We start from the raw sequence: 14,292 nt of genomic DNA on the forward strand, positions 1-14,292 counted from the left end.
GGGCCGGACCCTCTGCCGGGTCCGGCCCTTCGACGTACGTACGGAGAGGAGCGGCCCTACGCGGGCTTCTCCTCCAGGCGCGGGAACAGCACCGCGCCCTTCGTCACCGTGGCGCCCACCGGGAGGCGGCCCCAGGTGCCGGCGTCCTGCACGCGCTGGTCGGCCAGGGCGCCCAGGGACGCCTCGGCGCCCAGCGAGTCCCACAGCTTCTGCGAGGTCTCCGGCATCACCGCGTTCAGCAGCACCGCGACACCGCGCAGCGACTCGGCGGCCGTGTAGAGGATCGTCGCGAGGCGGGCCCGGCCCTCGGCCGAGTCGTCCTTGGCGACCTTCCAGGGCTCCTGCTCCGTGATGTAGCCGTTGACCTGCTTCACGAAGTCGAAGATCGCCAGGATGCCCGCCTGGAAGTCCAGCTCCTCGCCGATCTTCGCGTCGGCGGTGGCGACGGCCTTCGCCAGACCCTCCTGGACGGCCTTCTCGGCGTCGCCCGGGGCGGTGGCCTCCGGCAGCTCCCCGCCGAAGTACTTGCCGACCATGGCGGCGACGCGCGAGGCGAGGTTGCCGTAGTCGTTGGCCAGCTCGGAGGTGTAGCGGGCGGCGAAGTCCTCCCAGGAGAACGAGCCGTCGTTGCCGTACGCGATGGCGCGCAGGAAGTACCAGCGGTACGCGTCCACGCCGAAGTGCGAGGTCAGGTCCTGCGGCTTGATGCCGGTCAGGTTCGACTTCGACATCTTCTCGCCGCCGACCATCAGCCAGCCGTTGGCGACGACCTTGCCGGGCAGCGGCAGCCCCTGCGCCATCAGCATGGCGGGCCAGATCACCGAGTGGAAGCGGAGGATGTCCTTGCCGATCAGGTGCACGTCGGCGGGGAACGTCGCGTCGAACTTCTCCTGGTTGGCGCCGTAGCCGACCGCCGTGGCGTAGTTCAGGAGGGCGTCGACCCACACGTAGATCACGTGCTTGTCGTCCCACGGCACCGGGACGCCCCAGTCGAAGGTCGAGCGGGAGATCGAGAGGTCCTGGAGGCCCTGCTTGACGAAGTTCACGACCTCGTTGCGGGCGGACTCGGGCTGGATGAAGCCCGGGTTCTCGGCGTAGAACTCCATCAGCTTCGGGCCGTAGGCGCTCAGCTTGAAGAAGTAGTTCTCCTCCTTGAGGATCTCCACCGGCTTCTTGTGCACCGGGCACAGCTTGACGCCGTTCTCGTCCTCGATGAGGTCGCCGGGGAGCTTGTACTCCTCGCAGCCCACGCAGTACGGGCCCTCGTACCCGCCCTTGTAGATGTCGCCCTTGTCGTACAGGTCCTGCACGAACTCCTGCACCCGGTCGGTGTGGCGCTTCTCCGTCGTACGGATGAAGTCGTCGTTCGCGACGTTCAGGTGCTCCCAGAGGGGCTTCCACGCCTCCTCGACGAGCTTGTCGCACCACTCCTGCGGAGTGACGCCGTTCGCCTCGGCCGTGCGCATGATCTTCTGACCGTGCTCGTCCGTGCCGGTGAGGTACCACACCTTCTCGCCGCGCTGGCGGTGCCAGCGGGTGAGCACGTCGCCTGCGACGGTCGTGTAGGCGTGGCCCAGGTGAGGAGCGTCGTTGACGTAGTAGATGGGGGTCGAGACGTAGAAACTCTTCACGCCGTCGCCCCCTTGCTTCTCGGATCCAGTGGCCGCCATGGTCGAAATCCTAACGGCCCGCGGGAGACCGGATCACACCGATAAACCCTCCCGGGGGCGCGGAGACCTTTGCGAAACAACCCTTCCCGTAGCAAAGACGCATCCTGGGAGGGAGTGGACACGCATGCACGAGGCAGGGGACATCACGATGCGGGTACTGGTCGCCGAGGACGAGGAGATACTGGCGGAGCTGGTCGCCACCGGGCTCCGCCGGGCCGGCTTCGCCGTCGACACGGTGTACAGCGGTGACGCCGCCGTCGCCTACCTGGGGCTGCACGACTACGACGTGGTCGTCCTCGACCGCGACCTGCCTCGGGTGCACGGCGACGACGTGGCGCGCGGACTGGTCGCCTCCGGCTCCCGGACCAGGATCCTGATGCTGACCGCCGCCGTCTCCATGGAGGACCGGGTCGCCGGGCTCGACCTCGGCGCCGACGACTACCTGGGCAAGCCGTTCGAGTTCCCCGAGCTGGTGTCGCGGGTCCGGGCGCTGCGCCGCCGCAGCGCCCGCCCGGTCCCGCCGCAGCTGGAGCGGCACGGCATCCAGCTCGACACCGTGCGCCGCACCGCCTCGCGGGACGGGCGGGAGCTGGACCTGTCGCCGAAGGAGTTCTCGGTGCTCCAGCTGCTGCTGGAGGCGGACGGCGCCACCGTCAGCGCCGAGGAGCTGCTGGAACGGGCCTGGGACGCCAACGCCGACCCCTTCACCGGCGCGGTCCGGGTCTGCATGAGCAAGCTGCGCGGGAAGCTCGGGGAGCCGGCCCTGATCCGTACCGTGCAGGGCGTGGGGTACGCCCTGTGAAGCGGCTGACCGAACGGCTGGCCCACCGGCTGGCCGGGGTGGAGCACTCCCGGATCCGGGCCCGGATCGCCCTGGTGTACGGCGGGGTCTTCCTGATCCTCGGCACGGCCCTGCTGACCACCGTCAACCTCGCCTCCCGCGCCGGTACGGACTCCCAGGCGCGGGACATCGCCCGCACCGCGGCCGTGGTCCAGCCCGGCTACGCGGTGAACGGTCCGCTGATCACCCGGCGCAGCCTCGGCCCGCCCACCGTCTACGACCTCACCGACAACGTCAGCGACGCGGCCGGCCACCAGCTGATGATCTGGTCCGTGGCGGCGCTGCTGGTGATGACGGCCTGCGCGGTCTGCGTGGGCTGGTGGACGGCGGGGCGGGTGCTGCGGCCCGTCCACGCCATGACCGCCAAGGCGCGCCGGCTCTCCGAGCACAATCTGCACGAGCGGATCGCGTCCAGCGGCCCGGACGACGAGCTGAAGGAGCTGGGCGACACGCTGGACGCGCTGCTGGCCCGGCTGGAGAAGGCGTTCGACAGCCAGCGGCGGTTCATCGCCAACGCCTCCCACGAGCTGCGGACCCCGCTCGCCACCCAGCGCGCCGCGATCCAGATCGGACTGGACGACCCGACCCCGGAGGACCTCGTACGGACCCGGCAGACGCTCCTGGACAACAACCGGCGCAGCGAGCGGCTGATCGAGGGGCTGCTGGTGCTGGCGCGCAGCGAGCGCGGGCTCGCGGACGGTGAGCGCGAGGTGGTGGACCTGGCGGGTGTGGTGGAGGAGGAGGCCGCCCGGCATCCGGGCCGTCCGGGGCGCCCGGACGTGCGGGCCGACGCGCACTTCTGCGTGGTGCGCGGCAACCGGATGCTGCTCGCCCAGCTGGTGGGGAACCTGCTGGCCAACGCCGTCACGTACAACGTGCCGGGCGGGACGGTGGACGTGTCCCTGGTGACGGCCGGGGGCGGGGCGCTGCTGGAGGTGCGCAACACCGGGCCGGTGGTCGGCGCGGCGGACATCCCGGGGCTGTTCGAGCCGTTCCGGCGGGGCGAGGGCAAGGACCGGATGGGGCGCGGTTCGGGGCTGGGCCTCTCGATCGTGCGCTCCATCGCGGTCGCGCACGGCGGTACGGTCACGGCGGTGCCGGGCCCGGAGGGCGGGCTCGCCGTGACCGTACGGCTGCCGGTGGATCAGGCGCCGGTCTCGGCCGACCCGGCGGCGGAGCCGGTCCCGGCGTCGCTCTCGGTGTCGGCGTCGCGGGCCGTGAGCCAGGCGGGGAACGCGGCCAGTACCTCGCGGTAGAACCTGGCGTCCGGGACCTCGCGGGGGGCGGGGCCCGCGTGGAAGAACCCGGCGTTCGGGGCGTCCAGCTTCCGAAGGAAGTCGAAGCCCTTGCCGTCCTCCTCGCCGAACGCGACGAACTGGAAGAACAGCGGCAGCCGCGCCGCGTCGGCCAGTGCCTGCCGGGCGGCCTGCTTGGCGTCCGGCGGCCCGTCCGTCTGGAAGACCACCAGGGCGGGACCGGTGGACCCGGAGCCCTCGTAGTGCGCGACGACCGCCTCGACGGCCGCCTGGTAGTTCGTACGGCCGAGGCGGCCGAGGCCCGCGTTCAGCTCGTCGATCCGGCCCTCGTGGTCGGCGAGGCCGACGGTGGCGGTGCCGTCGATGTCGGTGGAGAAGAAGACGACGGGGACGGTCGCCTCCTCGTCCAGGTGCGCGGCGAGCGCCACCGTCCGGTCGCCCAGGTGCTGGGCGCTGCCGTCCTTGTAGAACGGCCGCATGGAGCCGGAGCGGTCGAGGACCAGGTAGACGGTGGCGCGCAGCCCGGTCAGCCCGTGCGCCTTCAGCCCGGACTGGGCGGCCTTGTACGCGTCGGCCAGCCCGGGAGCGCGCGACTTCACCTTGGCGAGGCTGAGGGCGGGCTTGGCGGTGGCCGCAGGGGCGGTGGTCGCCGGGGCCGGGGTTTCGGGGGCGGGCTCGGGGGCCGGCTCCTTCACGGTTTCGACTTCGGCCGCGACGGGCTCGGGGGCCGGGGCGGCCTCCGGCTCGGGGGTCGGTTCCGGGGCGGCCTCGGCCTTGGCAGGCGCGGGCTCGGGCGTGGGCTCGGCCTCGGCCGCCGGCTCGGCCGCCGGCTCGGCCGCCGGTTCCGGCGCGACGACGGGCTTCTCGGCCTCGGGCTCTTCGGCCTTGGGCTTCTCGGCCTCGGGCTCTTCGGCCTTGGGCTTCTCGGCCTCGGGCTCTTCGGCCTTCGGCTTCTCGGCCTTCGGCTTCTCGGCCTTCGGTTCCTCGGCCTTCGGTTCCTCGGCCTTCGGCTCTTCGGCCTTCGGCTTCTCCGCCTTCGGCTCCGTCGACTCCGGCTCCGGGGCCGAGCCCTGGGCCGGGACGGTGGCGAGGGACGGACGGTCGAAGGCGGCCGCCACCAGGTCCGAGGCCACGTCACCGGCGCCGGCGCCGCTGTCGTCACCGGCGGAGCGCGGTGCGGCCGGGGCCGGTACCGAGACCTTGGCGGCCGGCTCCGGGGCGGGCTCCGCGACCGACTCGTCAGCCGTAGCCGTAACCGCGTCGGCGGTCGTACCGGCAGTCGTGTCCTCGGCGGGCCCGGCCTCCGCCGCCTTCGCTTCCGACTTCGGCTCCGAGTCCGTGGGCGCGGTGCGTTCGGTCTGGGGCGGGACCGTGGCCGTCGGTGCGTCCTGCTCCGCGCGGTCACGGCCGAACACCTTGCGCAGCAAGCTCCGAATGCCCATGGGCGAGGCCTTTCGCGTCAGTTGGGTGAGGGAAATGTCCGACCTGCTGGAATTGATCCCTGGCCAGGGCGGATACGTAAGGTTAGCGGCCGGATCCGGCCCTTCGGCGGTGCGGCTCTCTGGACAAGTCCTGTGCGTATGGCGTGCGGGCCTGATGTGCGTCGGTCAAATCTGCTCATCCGGTCGTGAGATGCGTTGTTAACGTGACCGCGCGGTGTGTCCGATCCAAATGCGGGCACACCGTTGTCCGTTGTTCGAGACCGTTCCCAAGAAGGGCCTCCACGTGGGAAAACCAACCCGTAGAACACGTTTTGTCGTCTGTGCCGCAGCGGCCGGAGCGATGCTTTCCGGTCTTGTCCCCGCAGCCGGTGCGATGGCCTCCCCGGTCTCCGGGACGCCGTCCTCGATCCGGGCCGCCGAGGACCCCGCGACGCCCACCGAGGGCATGCCGGACGACGGCTTCGAGAACGAACCCGAGTCCGAACAGGACGACTTCGCGGGAACGGGAGCCGGGGCCGCGACCGCCACCCCCGCCCCGAGCGCCTCCGCCTTCGCCGCCGCCCCCGTTCCCGGCCGGGCCGGGGACTTCAAACTGGTCACGGGGAGCGACATCTCCGGACTCGTCACCAAGCTCGACGCCGCCCTGCCCAAGCAGGGCCTCACCGAGCTGATGGAGCAGGCCAACCGCCCCGCCGGCTGGGAGGGCGCCTGCGGAACCGCCGGAATCTACGGCCCCGACCTGGCGGTCAACCACCGGGTCTGCTGGAAGAGCGACGACGCCACCTCGTCGGAGTGGGTGCCGCAGGCCATCACCGGCGTCTCGGACGCGCAGGAGGACGAGGACTGGGGCACGTCCAACTCCGACCCGATCGCCGTGGCCGGCTACGACGCGGAGAACCCGGGCCGCAGCGACTACGCCTCGGGCGCCGGCAACTGCCTGGCGAGCCCGACGACGGACGCCTGCAACGAGAAGGGCATCCGGGTCAGCTTCTTCAACCAGGCGACCCGGATGTACCGCCATGTCCTGCTGGTCTGGCCGTACATGAATTCCAAGGACCACATCTCCTTCGACGCGCTGCACGCCCGCGAGGGCACGTGCGTCGGCACGGTGACGGCGTCCTGCGCCGCCCAGAACGGCATCCACGCCGGCGGCATGGTCTGGTACGGGAACTACCTGTACGTCGCCGACACCGCCAACGGCATGCGCGTCTTCGACCTGCGCAAGATCATGGACCTCAACCCGGACAACAACGCCGACGTCGACGACAAGACGCCGGACGGCCTCACCAGCAACGTCGTCGACAAGCGGCGCATCGGCCGGCAGAGCAACGTCTGGTACGGCTACGGCTACCGCTACGTCATGCCGCAGATCGCCACGCTGAAGTTCAGCACCGCCAAGAACGGCGGGACCACCAGCGGCAACCAGTGCTACGCCACCGGCCGCCCCAAGGCCTCGTACGTCTCGCTGGACCGCACCGGCACCGACCACCTGATCCTCGGCGAGTACTGCAACACCAACAACGGCGGCACCAGCCCCGGCCGGGTCGGCACGTACCCGATGACGGCGCTGACCGCCGCGGTCGAGGGCGCGCCCGGCACCGTCGCCGAGGCGGACCTGGCGTACGGGCTGCCCACCGGGGCCACCTTCAACGGCGAGGCCCTGTGGCACAAGATCCAGGGAGTCACCCGGTACGAGGGCAAGTGGTACTTCCACCGCAGCAACGGCTACAGCAACGGCCGGCTGCTCCAGGCCACGCCCGGCACCGTCGACGGAACGTCCCAGCTCGTCGGCAACGCGAAGACCCTGGCGTCGGCGTTCGGCCCCGAGGACCTCTATCTGGCGCACGGGCGCGGCGACGGCTTCGCACCGCAGCTGTGGTCGCTGAGCGAGCACGCGCCGAGCAGCACGTGCGGGGCGTGCAAGCGCGAGGTGTACAGCTACAACATGTCCGAGGTGATCAGCGACTTCGGCTGACCCGTACGTTCCACCGGCCCGACGTTCTAGAGTCGGACCCATGGTTTCCGGTGAGGCGCCGCAGGCGGAGGGCAGTGTCCGGGTCGATGCCTGGATCTGGTCGGTCCGGCTGACGAAGACCCGGTCGCAGGCGGCCGCCGCCTGCCGCGCGGGACATGTGAAGGTCGCCGGCGAGCGCGCCAAGCCCGCCCAGTCGGTGCGTGTCGGCGACGAGGTACGGCTCCGGCACGAGGGCCGCGACCGGATCGTGGTCGTGTCGAAGATCGTGAAGAAGCGGGTCGGCCCGCCGGTGGCGGCGGAGTGCTACGTCGACAACAGTCCGCCGCCACCGCCGCGCGAGGCGGCCGCCCAGATCCCGGTACGGGACCGGGGCGCGGGCCGCCCGACCAAACGGGACCGGCGCGAGATGGACCGCCTGCGGGGCGCCGGCCCCGGGCAGTAGGACGTACGGGGCTCAGAGCACGATCACGGTCTTGCCGCGAGCCCCGCCCGTCCGGTTCCGGTCCAGGGCCTGCGGGGCGTTCTCCAGCGGGAGTTCGGCGTCGACGGGCACCCGCAGCACCCCGTCGGCGGCGCCCGCCGCCAGCACGTCGAGCAGGACCGGGCTGGGCTCCAGCCGGAAGTCGATCCCGGTCACCCCGGCGGGCAGCACGGCCCCGGCGGCGACGCCCCGGGTCGTGACGGCGACCCCGCCGCGCCGCACCGGAGCGGCCCGTTCCGCGAAGGCGTCCGGGCCGTCGGAGACCAGGTCGATCATGGCGTCGACGCCGTCCCGGCAGCTCTCCCGCAGCGCCGCGTCGAGCGGGCCCGCGGTGGTGTCGACCGTGGCGGCGGCGCCCAGCTCCGCCATCCGCCGCCGCTCGTCGCCCCGCACCACGGCGATCACCCGGATGCCACGGGCCGAGGCGAGCTGGGTCAGATAGCTGCCGACACCGCCCGCCGCCCCGATCAGCAGCAGCGTCTCGTGGCCCCGCAGCGCCGCCGTCTCCAGCAGCTGCGCCGCGGCCATCCCGGCGGACGGCAGCGCGGCGGCGGCCCGCAGCGGGAGGCCGGGCGGGACGGCGGTGACGGCGGAGTCCTGCGGGACGGACACGTACTCGCAGTAGCTGCCGCCGCCGGTGGGGTTCGGGCGGGGGACCCGGCCGAAGACCTGGTCGCCGACCCGGAAGCGGTTGCGGCCGCTGCCGATCATGTCGACCCGGCCCGCGAAGTCCACGCCCAACACCATCGGGAACACCTGCGGCACCGGCCCGTCGCCCGGGGCGCCCTCCGGCGTCTGCCAGTCGGACGGGTTGAGCGCGGCGTACTCGACCCTGACCCGCACCTCACCGGCCTGCGGCTCGGGCTTGGGCAGCTGCACCAGTTCGGGGTCGGCCCGGAACGCGCCGACGGCTATGGCTCGCATGCGGAAGACCTCTCGCTCGCCCCCGGTCCGGCAGTCACGGGAACCACTCTTCCCCGGCCCGCCCGTCATCGCACGTCGGCGCCGGGGCCCCTGGATTTCCCGCCGCCGGAGCCGCTCCGCCGCCGCTCCGCCGCCGCACCAGCACCGCGCAGACCACCGCCACCACCAGCCCCACCGCGCACACGATCCACGCGGTCGTGCGCAGTGAGCCGGTCAGCGCGTCGTACACCGCCGCCGCTCCCGCCGTCTCGTCGCCCGGCACCTCGGACAGCACCCGGCCCCGGGCGACCGCCACCACCGCGCGCAGCACCAGCGCCCCCAGCGCGAAGCCCAGCCCGGTCCACGCGAGGGCGGCCAGCGCGGCGGTCGTGGAGCGCCGGTGCCCCGGACCGCCGCCCCGCGCCCAGGCCCCGGCCACCGCCAGGGCGGCCAGCAGCACGGTGGCCACGGCCGGCCACACGCTGCCGTCGCGCAGCAGCCGGAAGGTCTGGCGCAGCTGGTCGGCCCGGTCGGCGGAGATCAGGGTGATGTCGGTGTGCTGGACGGGGACGCGGTCGGCGAACGGCACCCCGTTCTCCTCCAGGTTCCGTTTGACCTGCTCGGTCACGGGTGCCAGGTCGATGGTGACGGCTTCGCCGGTGCTGCCGTCCAGGGCGGCGGTGACGGCCTCGTGGGCGGTGCGGTTGGCGGTGGTCCAGGCGTCCCGGAAGGCGTCGGTGGTGGTGAAGGAGAGCACGGCCCGGTGGAGGAAGCTCCGTGCGGCGCCCTGGAGGGGGCCGGCGTCGAGCTGGCGCATCGCCCCGTCGGTGATGAGGTCGGCGACGGTGTTCCGGACGTCGGGGTCGTCGGCGAGCGGGGCGACCGCGTCGACGTAGCGGTCGGTGTTGTCGATCTCCAGGTCGACCCAGGCGGAGAGCGCGCCGACCGGGACGAGGACGGCGAGCAGCACCACCAGTACCGCCGAACAGGCCGCCGAGAGATACGTCCGCACCCTCCCAGGGAATCCCGCGGCCGCCCGACGCGCCCCGGGCCGTACGCCATCCGAGTTGCCGGGTGACCCGGCCGGGTGTGCCCTGGAGGGGACAGGAGTCACGGAAGGAGAACTCCGCATGTCCACACACGCAGCAATGCCGACGCGCGGCCGGCCGGGATCGCGGGTCCGGACACACGGGCACAGCGCGCTCTCCTGGGCGATCCCCGTCATCCTGGGCGGGGCGTACGGGCTGTACGCCTCGTTCATCCTCCGCAACAACGGCGCGACCGGCTACCGCCAGTTCTGGTACGGCCTGATCACCGCGGTGGTGCTGGCCGTACTCTGCTTCGCGCTCGGCCGGGTCCAGCACCGGATGATTCCGCTGGTGCGCGGGCTGGCCTACGGTCTGCTGACCTCGGCGGCGATCGGCCTGCTGGTCGGGCTGACCGGGTCGAGCGTCCTGCGCTCCTCGATGCTGGGGCTCTCGGTCGGCCTCGGCATGTTCATCACGGCCTTCTACCTCTTCTACACCCACGAGCAGCAGACGTAGCCCCCCCGGGACGACGGAGCGGGCCCGTACGCCACGGCGTACGGGCCCGCTCCGTGTTCCACGGCCACGGTGTCAGTCGCGCACCACCGTCACCGGGCACGGCGCGTGCTGGGTGACGTGGAGGCTGACCGAGCCGAGCAGGGTCGCCTTGAAGCCGCTGTAGCCGCGCGCCCCGACGACCAGCAGGTTGGCGCCCTTGGCCCGGTCCAGCAGGGACTGGGCCGGGTTGCCGATCACCACGATCTTGCTGACCTTCGCCGCGCCCTCGGCGCCCAGCGCCTCCTCCAGCGTCTCGGTGAGGGCCACGGTCGCCAGGGCCTGGGGGTCGAAGTCCTCCGGCATGCCGGGCATCATCGACGCCCAGCTCGTCGCGGGGTACTCCCAGCTGTTGACGGCCTCCACCGTGTCGCCGGTCAGCTCCGCCTGGCGTACGGCCCAGTGCAGAGCCTTGACCGACGACTCGGAGCCGTCAACGCCCACCACGATCCTGCCCATCACTGCCTCCAGCTCGGTTCGGCTCAGTGCGCATCTTTCGGTGCAACTCTAATCAAACCGGGCGGTTGTGCTGGGCCGGGGGTCAGTCCAGGCGGAGGTCGGCGAGCTGCTGCTCGAACGGCACCACCTCGTCGTCGAGCCCGGAGGTCCGGGAGGCGCCGGAGACCGCCCGTCCGCCGGTGAGCGCGGCCGCCAGTTCGCCCCCGGCCCGGCGGATGCGGGAGGGCAGCCCGTCGGTGTACTCGTCGCCGCCCGAGCCCCAGTCCTCCGAGGCCGCGTACACGGACGTCGGCAGGACGGTGGCCCGCAGGTAGGCGAAGAGCGGACGCATCGCGTGCTCCAGCACCAGCGAGTGGCGGGCGGTGCCGCCGGTCGCCGCGACGACGACGGGCTTGCCGGTCAGCGCGGTGTTGTCGACCAGGTCGAAGAACGACTTGAACAGCCCGCTGTACGAGGCGGTGAAGACCGGCGAGACGGCGATCAGCCCGTCCGCCTCCACGACCTCCTTGATCGCCGCGTCCAGGGCGGCCGGCGGGAAGCCGGTGACCAGGTGGTTGGCGATGTCCACGGCCAGGTCGCGGAGGTCGATCACCCGGATCTCGACGGGGCGGTCCTGCTCGGCGAGCAGCCGATCACGGGCGGCCCCGGCCAGCCGCTCGGCCAGCAGCCGGGTCGAGGACGGGCTGCTCAGCCCGGCCGACACGGCGACGAGGCGCACGGGCTCGGTGGCGAACACGGTGGTCACGGTGGTCAGCTCTCCTTCGTGGTCGGTGCGGCGGCGCGGGCGGCGGCGACGGCGGGGTGGACGGGCGCGGAGTCCGGGACCCCGGCCGGGCGCAGTGCGGCGAACTCCTTGCGCAGCACCGGCACGACCTCCTCGCCGAGGAGGTCGAGCTGCTCCAGGACCGTCTTCAGCGGCAGCCCCGCGTGGTCCATCAGGAACAGCTGGCGCTGGTAGTCGCCCACGGCGTCACGGAACGACAGGGTCCGCTCGATGACCTCCTGCGGCGAGCCGACGGTCAGCGGCGTCTCGCGCGTGAAGTCCTCCAGGGACGGCCCGTGTCCGTAGACCGGCGCGTTGTCGAAGTACGGGCGGAACTCCCGTACCGCGTCCTGCGAGTTCTTCCTCATGAACACCTGGCCGCCGAGGCCCACGATCGCCTGCTCCGCGGTGCCGTGCCCGTAGTGGGCGTAGCGGCGGCGGTAGAGGTCGACCATCTTCCGGGTGGGGAACATCCCTTAAACACAGATCGAGGGTTCGGGCCCTGTGACCTGGGCAACACGTGGCCCCACCAGCGGTGTTCGGCTGGTGGGGCCACGTGTGCGGGGCTCAGGCTCCCCTAATAGTCCCGGGTGATCGCCAAGAACTGCTGGGTCACACCCCCGGTGCGCGGGTCCTCGGGGTGCCCATACTCCGCGTGCTCGGCCATCTGGAGGTACAACCCCATCAACAAGTCATTGTTCTCTTCCGCCAGTAGGTCTTTTAAGGCGATCATGAGACCGCCGCAGACCACGCAGTTTTCAGGGTTGACGGGCCCGGTTCGAGGGGTGCGAAGGAGTTCGGCTACGTCCTGGTCATCCATGGTGGTTCCTTGCTGCGGCTGCGTACTCGGGGAATGGGGCGTTCGGGTAGGTGTAGGGGTACTCGATCCCCAGTGCCTCTATCTGGAGCGAGAGACGGCGGTCTGTCTCGGCCGATGGCTTGTGGGGGCTGGCGTCCTGCTGCCGATCCAGGACCAGACGGTCTCTGACTCGTAGCGCGGCTGACATCGCTCGGGCCGGGGGCCCGGACACGTTGAACGAGTAGGCACCCACAAGGGCCTGCACTTCGGCTTTGGTGGGAGTCCGCCACGGGGTGGTCCAGGGGTTCCGGAGGGTGGGACTCACGTGCTGCGGCGGTGCGGCGTGGCGGCCACTACCGGCAGGAATGATCAGGGCGGCTAACACGCCGATCATTCGAACGATAAGGTCGATCACAGGTCGTCAGCTCCTCATAGCTGGTCGGCCGAATGCCCTGGCAGGATCGTGAGGCGGTCCTGTCGGGGCGCTTTCATGTGCCCGGGACTGTGAGTGTTCACGGAACGTGGCTCTTAGCGCCCGGCTCCCTCTGCGGTGCCCTTGTCTCTGTCGGGACAAATATTCGCCCTGCAAATGCAAGGTGGATATGCCAACGGAGAGGCGAAGCGGGGGTCTTCCTCTTCTGCATCGATCCGGGAGAACGGCGGTGCGCCACCGTGCCTCGGGTGCCCCTCCACTCGTCCGGCTGTCTGGTCCACTGGTCCCTCAAAGTGGCTCGTGCGAGTTTGTTGTTTCCAGACTCGACACCGTGATGACGAAGCAACAGAGCGTTAGGCTGGACAATGTGAACTGTCCAGTTGGACAAGCGCTGTTGTCCAACGAAGTCGGAGGGGCGTCATGGCTGTTGAAGCGGAACCAACCAACCCCGACCCGGCCGCTACTCCACTGACGTTCTTCGGCAACGAAGTGCGAGTCGAACGTGAGCGGTGGGGGATCAAACGGGAAGCCCTCGCGTCTGAGGCGGCGTGCGGCTACTCGTTGGTGGCCAAAGTTGAAGCGGGCGCACGGCTACCGCAGATGAGCTTCGCTCGCGCTTGTGATCGACTGTTCCCCGGGTCTGAGGGACGCTTCGAACGCCTCTACCCGCTCGCACTGCGTTACGCCTTCCCGGGTTGGTTCCGGCGCTACTTGGAACTGGAGTGGAAGGCAAGCAGTCTCCGCATGTTTCACCCCCAACTCATGCCAGGGCTGGTCCAAACCGAGCGGTACGCGCGGGCGGTTCTGCGGACCGATCGACCATCGAACCTTGAAAGCCTGGTGACTGGTCGCATAGAGCGGCAACAGATCTTGGAACGCGAGTCCGACCCTGCCCGCCTGTGGCTGGTGCTGAACCAAGCGGCACTGACCAACCAAGTGGGGGGCCGTGACGTCATGCGTGAGCAACTGGAACACTTGCTGGCGCTCGCGAACACGCCTCGCCATCGAGTGCAGATCGTCAAGGACGAAGGAAACCATCACGGGTACGCCTCGCCGTTCGGAATCCTGTCGTTCCCTGATGACGAAGACGTTGTTCACGTTGACGGCTTCCCCCGGGGGTACGTGCTCGCGGAACCGGACGACGTTCAGAAGGCCACGGATGCCTATGATCTGCTGATGGCTATGGCGGCCTCACCCGATGCGTCCGCTGACCTCATCTCTTCCATCCTGAAGGGCTACACATGAAGACTCCCCGACCGCGCCCGGTCCCTGCGGATGGGTGGCGTAGCAGCTCCTACAGTCAGGCGAACGGCGGTGAGTGCATCGAGTGGCACATGGACTACGCAACGGCGCATGACGTCGTTCCGATCCGGGATAGCAAGCTGGACGGCGGCCCGGTGCTGATGGTCGGCCCGGCCGCGTTCTCCGCCTTCGTGCGGTTCGCCAAGCTCGGCTAGCAGACCCATCCCAAGCCCCATTGCCCATGCGGGTGGTGGGGCTTCTTGCTGCCTGGGGTCGGTTGGACGTCGGCCACCAGGGTCGGCCTGCCTGCTTTTGGCCGGCTGACCCGATCCATCCGCAGATGATCTTGAAACTCCTCCGCGGAATCTCGTTGACATTTGCATTCGCGAACCGGCAGAGTCTCCCTCGTTCGGGTTCTACCTGCATGGTGAACCACGGGTCAACGAGA

At 70.7% G+C, this 14,292-nt stretch carries 14 protein-coding genes and 1 pseudogene; 7 read left to right on the top strand and 8 right to left on the bottom strand.

The window, feature by feature from the left end; all coding sequences use genetic code 11:
- Nucleotides 1-56: 56 nt before the first annotated feature.
- A complete protein-coding gene (gene metG, locus ACIQGQ_RS09620; RefSeq protein ID WP_402392809.1) occupies nucleotides 57-1,670 on the bottom strand; it encodes a methionine--tRNA ligase in 1,614 nt (537 codons plus the stop codon).
- A 148-nt stretch (nucleotides 1,671-1,818) separates the two neighbouring features.
- Here metG and ACIQGQ_RS09625 point away from each other — a divergent pair, with 148 nt between their 5' ends.
- Both ACIQGQ_RS09625 and ACIQGQ_RS09630 read left to right on the top strand, forming a co-directional pair.
- Nucleotides 1,819-2,472 (top strand): response regulator transcription factor, encoded by a 654-nt coding sequence (locus ACIQGQ_RS09625; RefSeq protein ID WP_366289130.1) that lies wholly within the window; start codon nucleotides 1,819-1,821, stop codon nucleotides 2,470-2,472.
- Nucleotides 2,469-3,767: a sensor histidine kinase gene (locus tag ACIQGQ_RS09630; RefSeq protein WP_402392811.1), complete on the top strand. Its 1,299-nt coding sequence runs from the start codon at nucleotides 2,469-2,471 to the stop codon at nucleotides 3,765-3,767. The genes ACIQGQ_RS09625 and ACIQGQ_RS09630 overlap by 4 nt, the downstream gene beginning before the upstream one ends.
- On the opposite strand, the gene ACIQGQ_RS09635 is transcribed toward ACIQGQ_RS09630, so the two are convergent.
- Nucleotides 3,656-5,209: a VWA domain-containing protein gene (locus ACIQGQ_RS09635; RefSeq protein WP_402392813.1), complete on the bottom strand. Its 1,554-nt coding sequence runs from the start codon at nucleotides 5,207-5,209 to the stop codon at nucleotides 3,656-3,658. The genes ACIQGQ_RS09630 and ACIQGQ_RS09635 overlap by 112 nt on opposite strands.
- Nucleotides 5,210-5,549: 340 nt before the next feature.
- Here ACIQGQ_RS09635 and ACIQGQ_RS09640 point away from each other — a divergent pair, with 340 nt between their 5' ends.
- Both ACIQGQ_RS09640 and ACIQGQ_RS09645 read left to right on the top strand, forming a co-directional pair.
- Complete coding sequence (locus ACIQGQ_RS09640; RefSeq protein WP_402392816.1) at nucleotides 5,550-7,184, top strand: hypothetical protein; 1,635 nt, start codon at nucleotides 5,550-5,552, stop codon at nucleotides 7,182-7,184.
- Nucleotides 7,185-7,224: 40 nt separating this feature from the next.
- The gene (locus ACIQGQ_RS09645; RefSeq protein WP_366288713.1) at nucleotides 7,225-7,626 is read left to right on the top strand and encodes an RNA-binding S4 domain-containing protein; all 402 of its coding nucleotides are present in this window, start codon (nucleotides 7,225-7,227) and stop codon (nucleotides 7,624-7,626) included.
- A gap of 12 nt (nucleotides 7,627-7,638) precedes the next feature.
- On the opposite strand, the gene ACIQGQ_RS09650 is transcribed toward ACIQGQ_RS09645, so the two are convergent.
- Together ACIQGQ_RS09650 and ACIQGQ_RS09655 are read right to left on the bottom strand one after the other, a co-directional pair.
- Nucleotides 7,639-8,589, bottom strand: coding sequence for an NADP-dependent oxidoreductase (locus ACIQGQ_RS09650; RefSeq protein WP_402392818.1), 951 nt, complete (start codon nucleotides 8,587-8,589; stop codon nucleotides 7,639-7,641).
- 34 nt (nucleotides 8,590-8,623) lie between these two features.
- Nucleotides 8,624-9,580, bottom strand: coding sequence for a hypothetical protein (locus tag ACIQGQ_RS09655; RefSeq protein ID WP_402392821.1), 957 nt, complete (start codon nucleotides 9,578-9,580; stop codon nucleotides 8,624-8,626).
- Between the two features lie 118 nt (nucleotides 9,581-9,698).
- Here ACIQGQ_RS09655 and ACIQGQ_RS09660 point away from each other — a divergent pair, with 118 nt between their 5' ends.
- The gene (locus ACIQGQ_RS09660) at nucleotides 9,699-10,112 is read left to right on the top strand and encodes a hypothetical protein (RefSeq protein WP_402392823.1); all 414 of its coding nucleotides are present in this window, start codon (nucleotides 9,699-9,701) and stop codon (nucleotides 10,110-10,112) included.
- Between the two features lie 72 nt (nucleotides 10,113-10,184).
- Here the strand turns inward: ACIQGQ_RS09660 and ACIQGQ_RS09665 are convergent, their stop codons facing one another.
- The 4 genes and pseudogenes from ACIQGQ_RS09665 to ACIQGQ_RS09680 all read right to left on the bottom strand — a co-directional run bounded on the left by ACIQGQ_RS09665 (nucleotide 10,185) and on the right by ACIQGQ_RS09680 (nucleotide 12,190).
- Nucleotides 10,185-10,607, bottom strand: coding sequence for a universal stress protein (locus ACIQGQ_RS09665; RefSeq protein ID WP_402392826.1), 423 nt, complete (start codon nucleotides 10,605-10,607; stop codon nucleotides 10,185-10,187).
- Nucleotides 10,608-10,689: 82 nt separating this feature from the next.
- Entirely contained in the window at nucleotides 10,690-11,343 is a 654-nt protein-coding gene (locus ACIQGQ_RS09670; RefSeq protein WP_402393426.1) for an FMN reductase, read from the bottom strand.
- Between the two features lie 14 nt (nucleotides 11,344-11,357).
- A pseudogene (locus tag ACIQGQ_RS09675) lies at nucleotides 11,358-11,834 on the bottom strand (LLM class flavin-dependent oxidoreductase); the annotation flags it as partial.
- Between the two features lie 113 nt (nucleotides 11,835-11,947).
- The gene (locus tag ACIQGQ_RS09680) at nucleotides 11,948-12,190 is read right to left on the bottom strand and encodes a hypothetical protein (protein WP_402392828.1); all 243 of its coding nucleotides are present in this window, start codon (nucleotides 12,188-12,190) and stop codon (nucleotides 11,948-11,950) included.
- An 832-nt stretch (nucleotides 12,191-13,022) separates the two neighbouring features.
- Here ACIQGQ_RS09680 and ACIQGQ_RS09685 point away from each other — a divergent pair.
- Together ACIQGQ_RS09685 and ACIQGQ_RS09690 are read left to right on the top strand one after the other, a co-directional pair.
- Nucleotides 13,023-13,847 carry a Scr1 family TA system antitoxin-like transcriptional regulator gene (locus ACIQGQ_RS09685; RefSeq protein WP_402392831.1) on the top strand — a complete coding sequence of 275 codons (825 nt, stop codon included), beginning with the start codon at nucleotides 13,023-13,025 and terminating at the stop codon, nucleotides 13,845-13,847.
- Nucleotides 13,844-14,059: a DUF397 domain-containing protein gene (locus tag ACIQGQ_RS09690; protein WP_402392834.1), complete on the top strand. Its 216-nt coding sequence runs from the start codon at nucleotides 13,844-13,846 to the stop codon at nucleotides 14,057-14,059. Before ACIQGQ_RS09685 ends, ACIQGQ_RS09690 begins: the two co-directional genes overlap by 4 nt.
- Nucleotides 14,060-14,292: the final 233 nt, after the last annotated feature.

Origin of the sequence: Streptomyces sp. NPDC092952 (genome assembly GCF_044754785.1) — a bacterium.
In the GTDB taxonomy this organism is placed as follows: domain Bacteria; phylum Actinomycetota; class Actinomycetes; order Streptomycetales; family Streptomycetaceae; genus Streptomyces.

Coding starts and splice junctions, on each gene's coding strand:
- metG (WP_402392809.1), bottom strand. CDS start 1,670: ATGGCGGCCACTGGATCCGAGAAGCAAGGGGGCGACGGCGTGAAGAGT.
- ACIQGQ_RS09690 (WP_402392834.1), top strand. CDS start 13,844: ATGAAGACTCCCCGACCGCGCCCGGTCCCTGCGGATGGGTGGCGTAGC.
- ACIQGQ_RS09625 (WP_366289130.1), top strand. CDS start 1,819: ATGCGGGTACTGGTCGCCGAGGACGAGGAGATACTGGCGGAGCTGGTC.
- ACIQGQ_RS09660 (WP_402392823.1), top strand. CDS start 9,699: ATGTCCACACACGCAGCAATGCCGACGCGCGGCCGGCCGGGATCGCGG.
- ACIQGQ_RS09635 (WP_402392813.1), bottom strand. CDS start 5,209: ATGGGCATTCGGAGCTTGCTGCGCAAGGTGTTCGGCCGTGACCGCGCG.
- ACIQGQ_RS09685 (WP_402392831.1), top strand. CDS start 13,023: ATGGCTGTTGAAGCGGAACCAACCAACCCCGACCCGGCCGCTACTCCA.
- ACIQGQ_RS09645 (WP_366288713.1), top strand. CDS start 7,225: ATGGTTTCCGGTGAGGCGCCGCAGGCGGAGGGCAGTGTCCGGGTCGAT.
- ACIQGQ_RS09680 (WP_402392828.1), bottom strand. CDS start 12,190: ATGGATGACCAGGACGTAGCCGAACTCCTTCGCACCCCTCGAACCGGG.
- ACIQGQ_RS09650 (WP_402392818.1), bottom strand. CDS start 8,589: ATGCGAGCCATAGCCGTCGGCGCGTTCCGGGCCGACCCCGAACTGGTG.
- ACIQGQ_RS09665 (WP_402392826.1), bottom strand. CDS start 10,607: ATGGGCAGGATCGTGGTGGGCGTTGACGGCTCCGAGTCGTCGGTCAAG.
- ACIQGQ_RS09640 (WP_402392816.1), top strand. CDS start 5,550: ATGCTTTCCGGTCTTGTCCCCGCAGCCGGTGCGATGGCCTCCCCGGTC.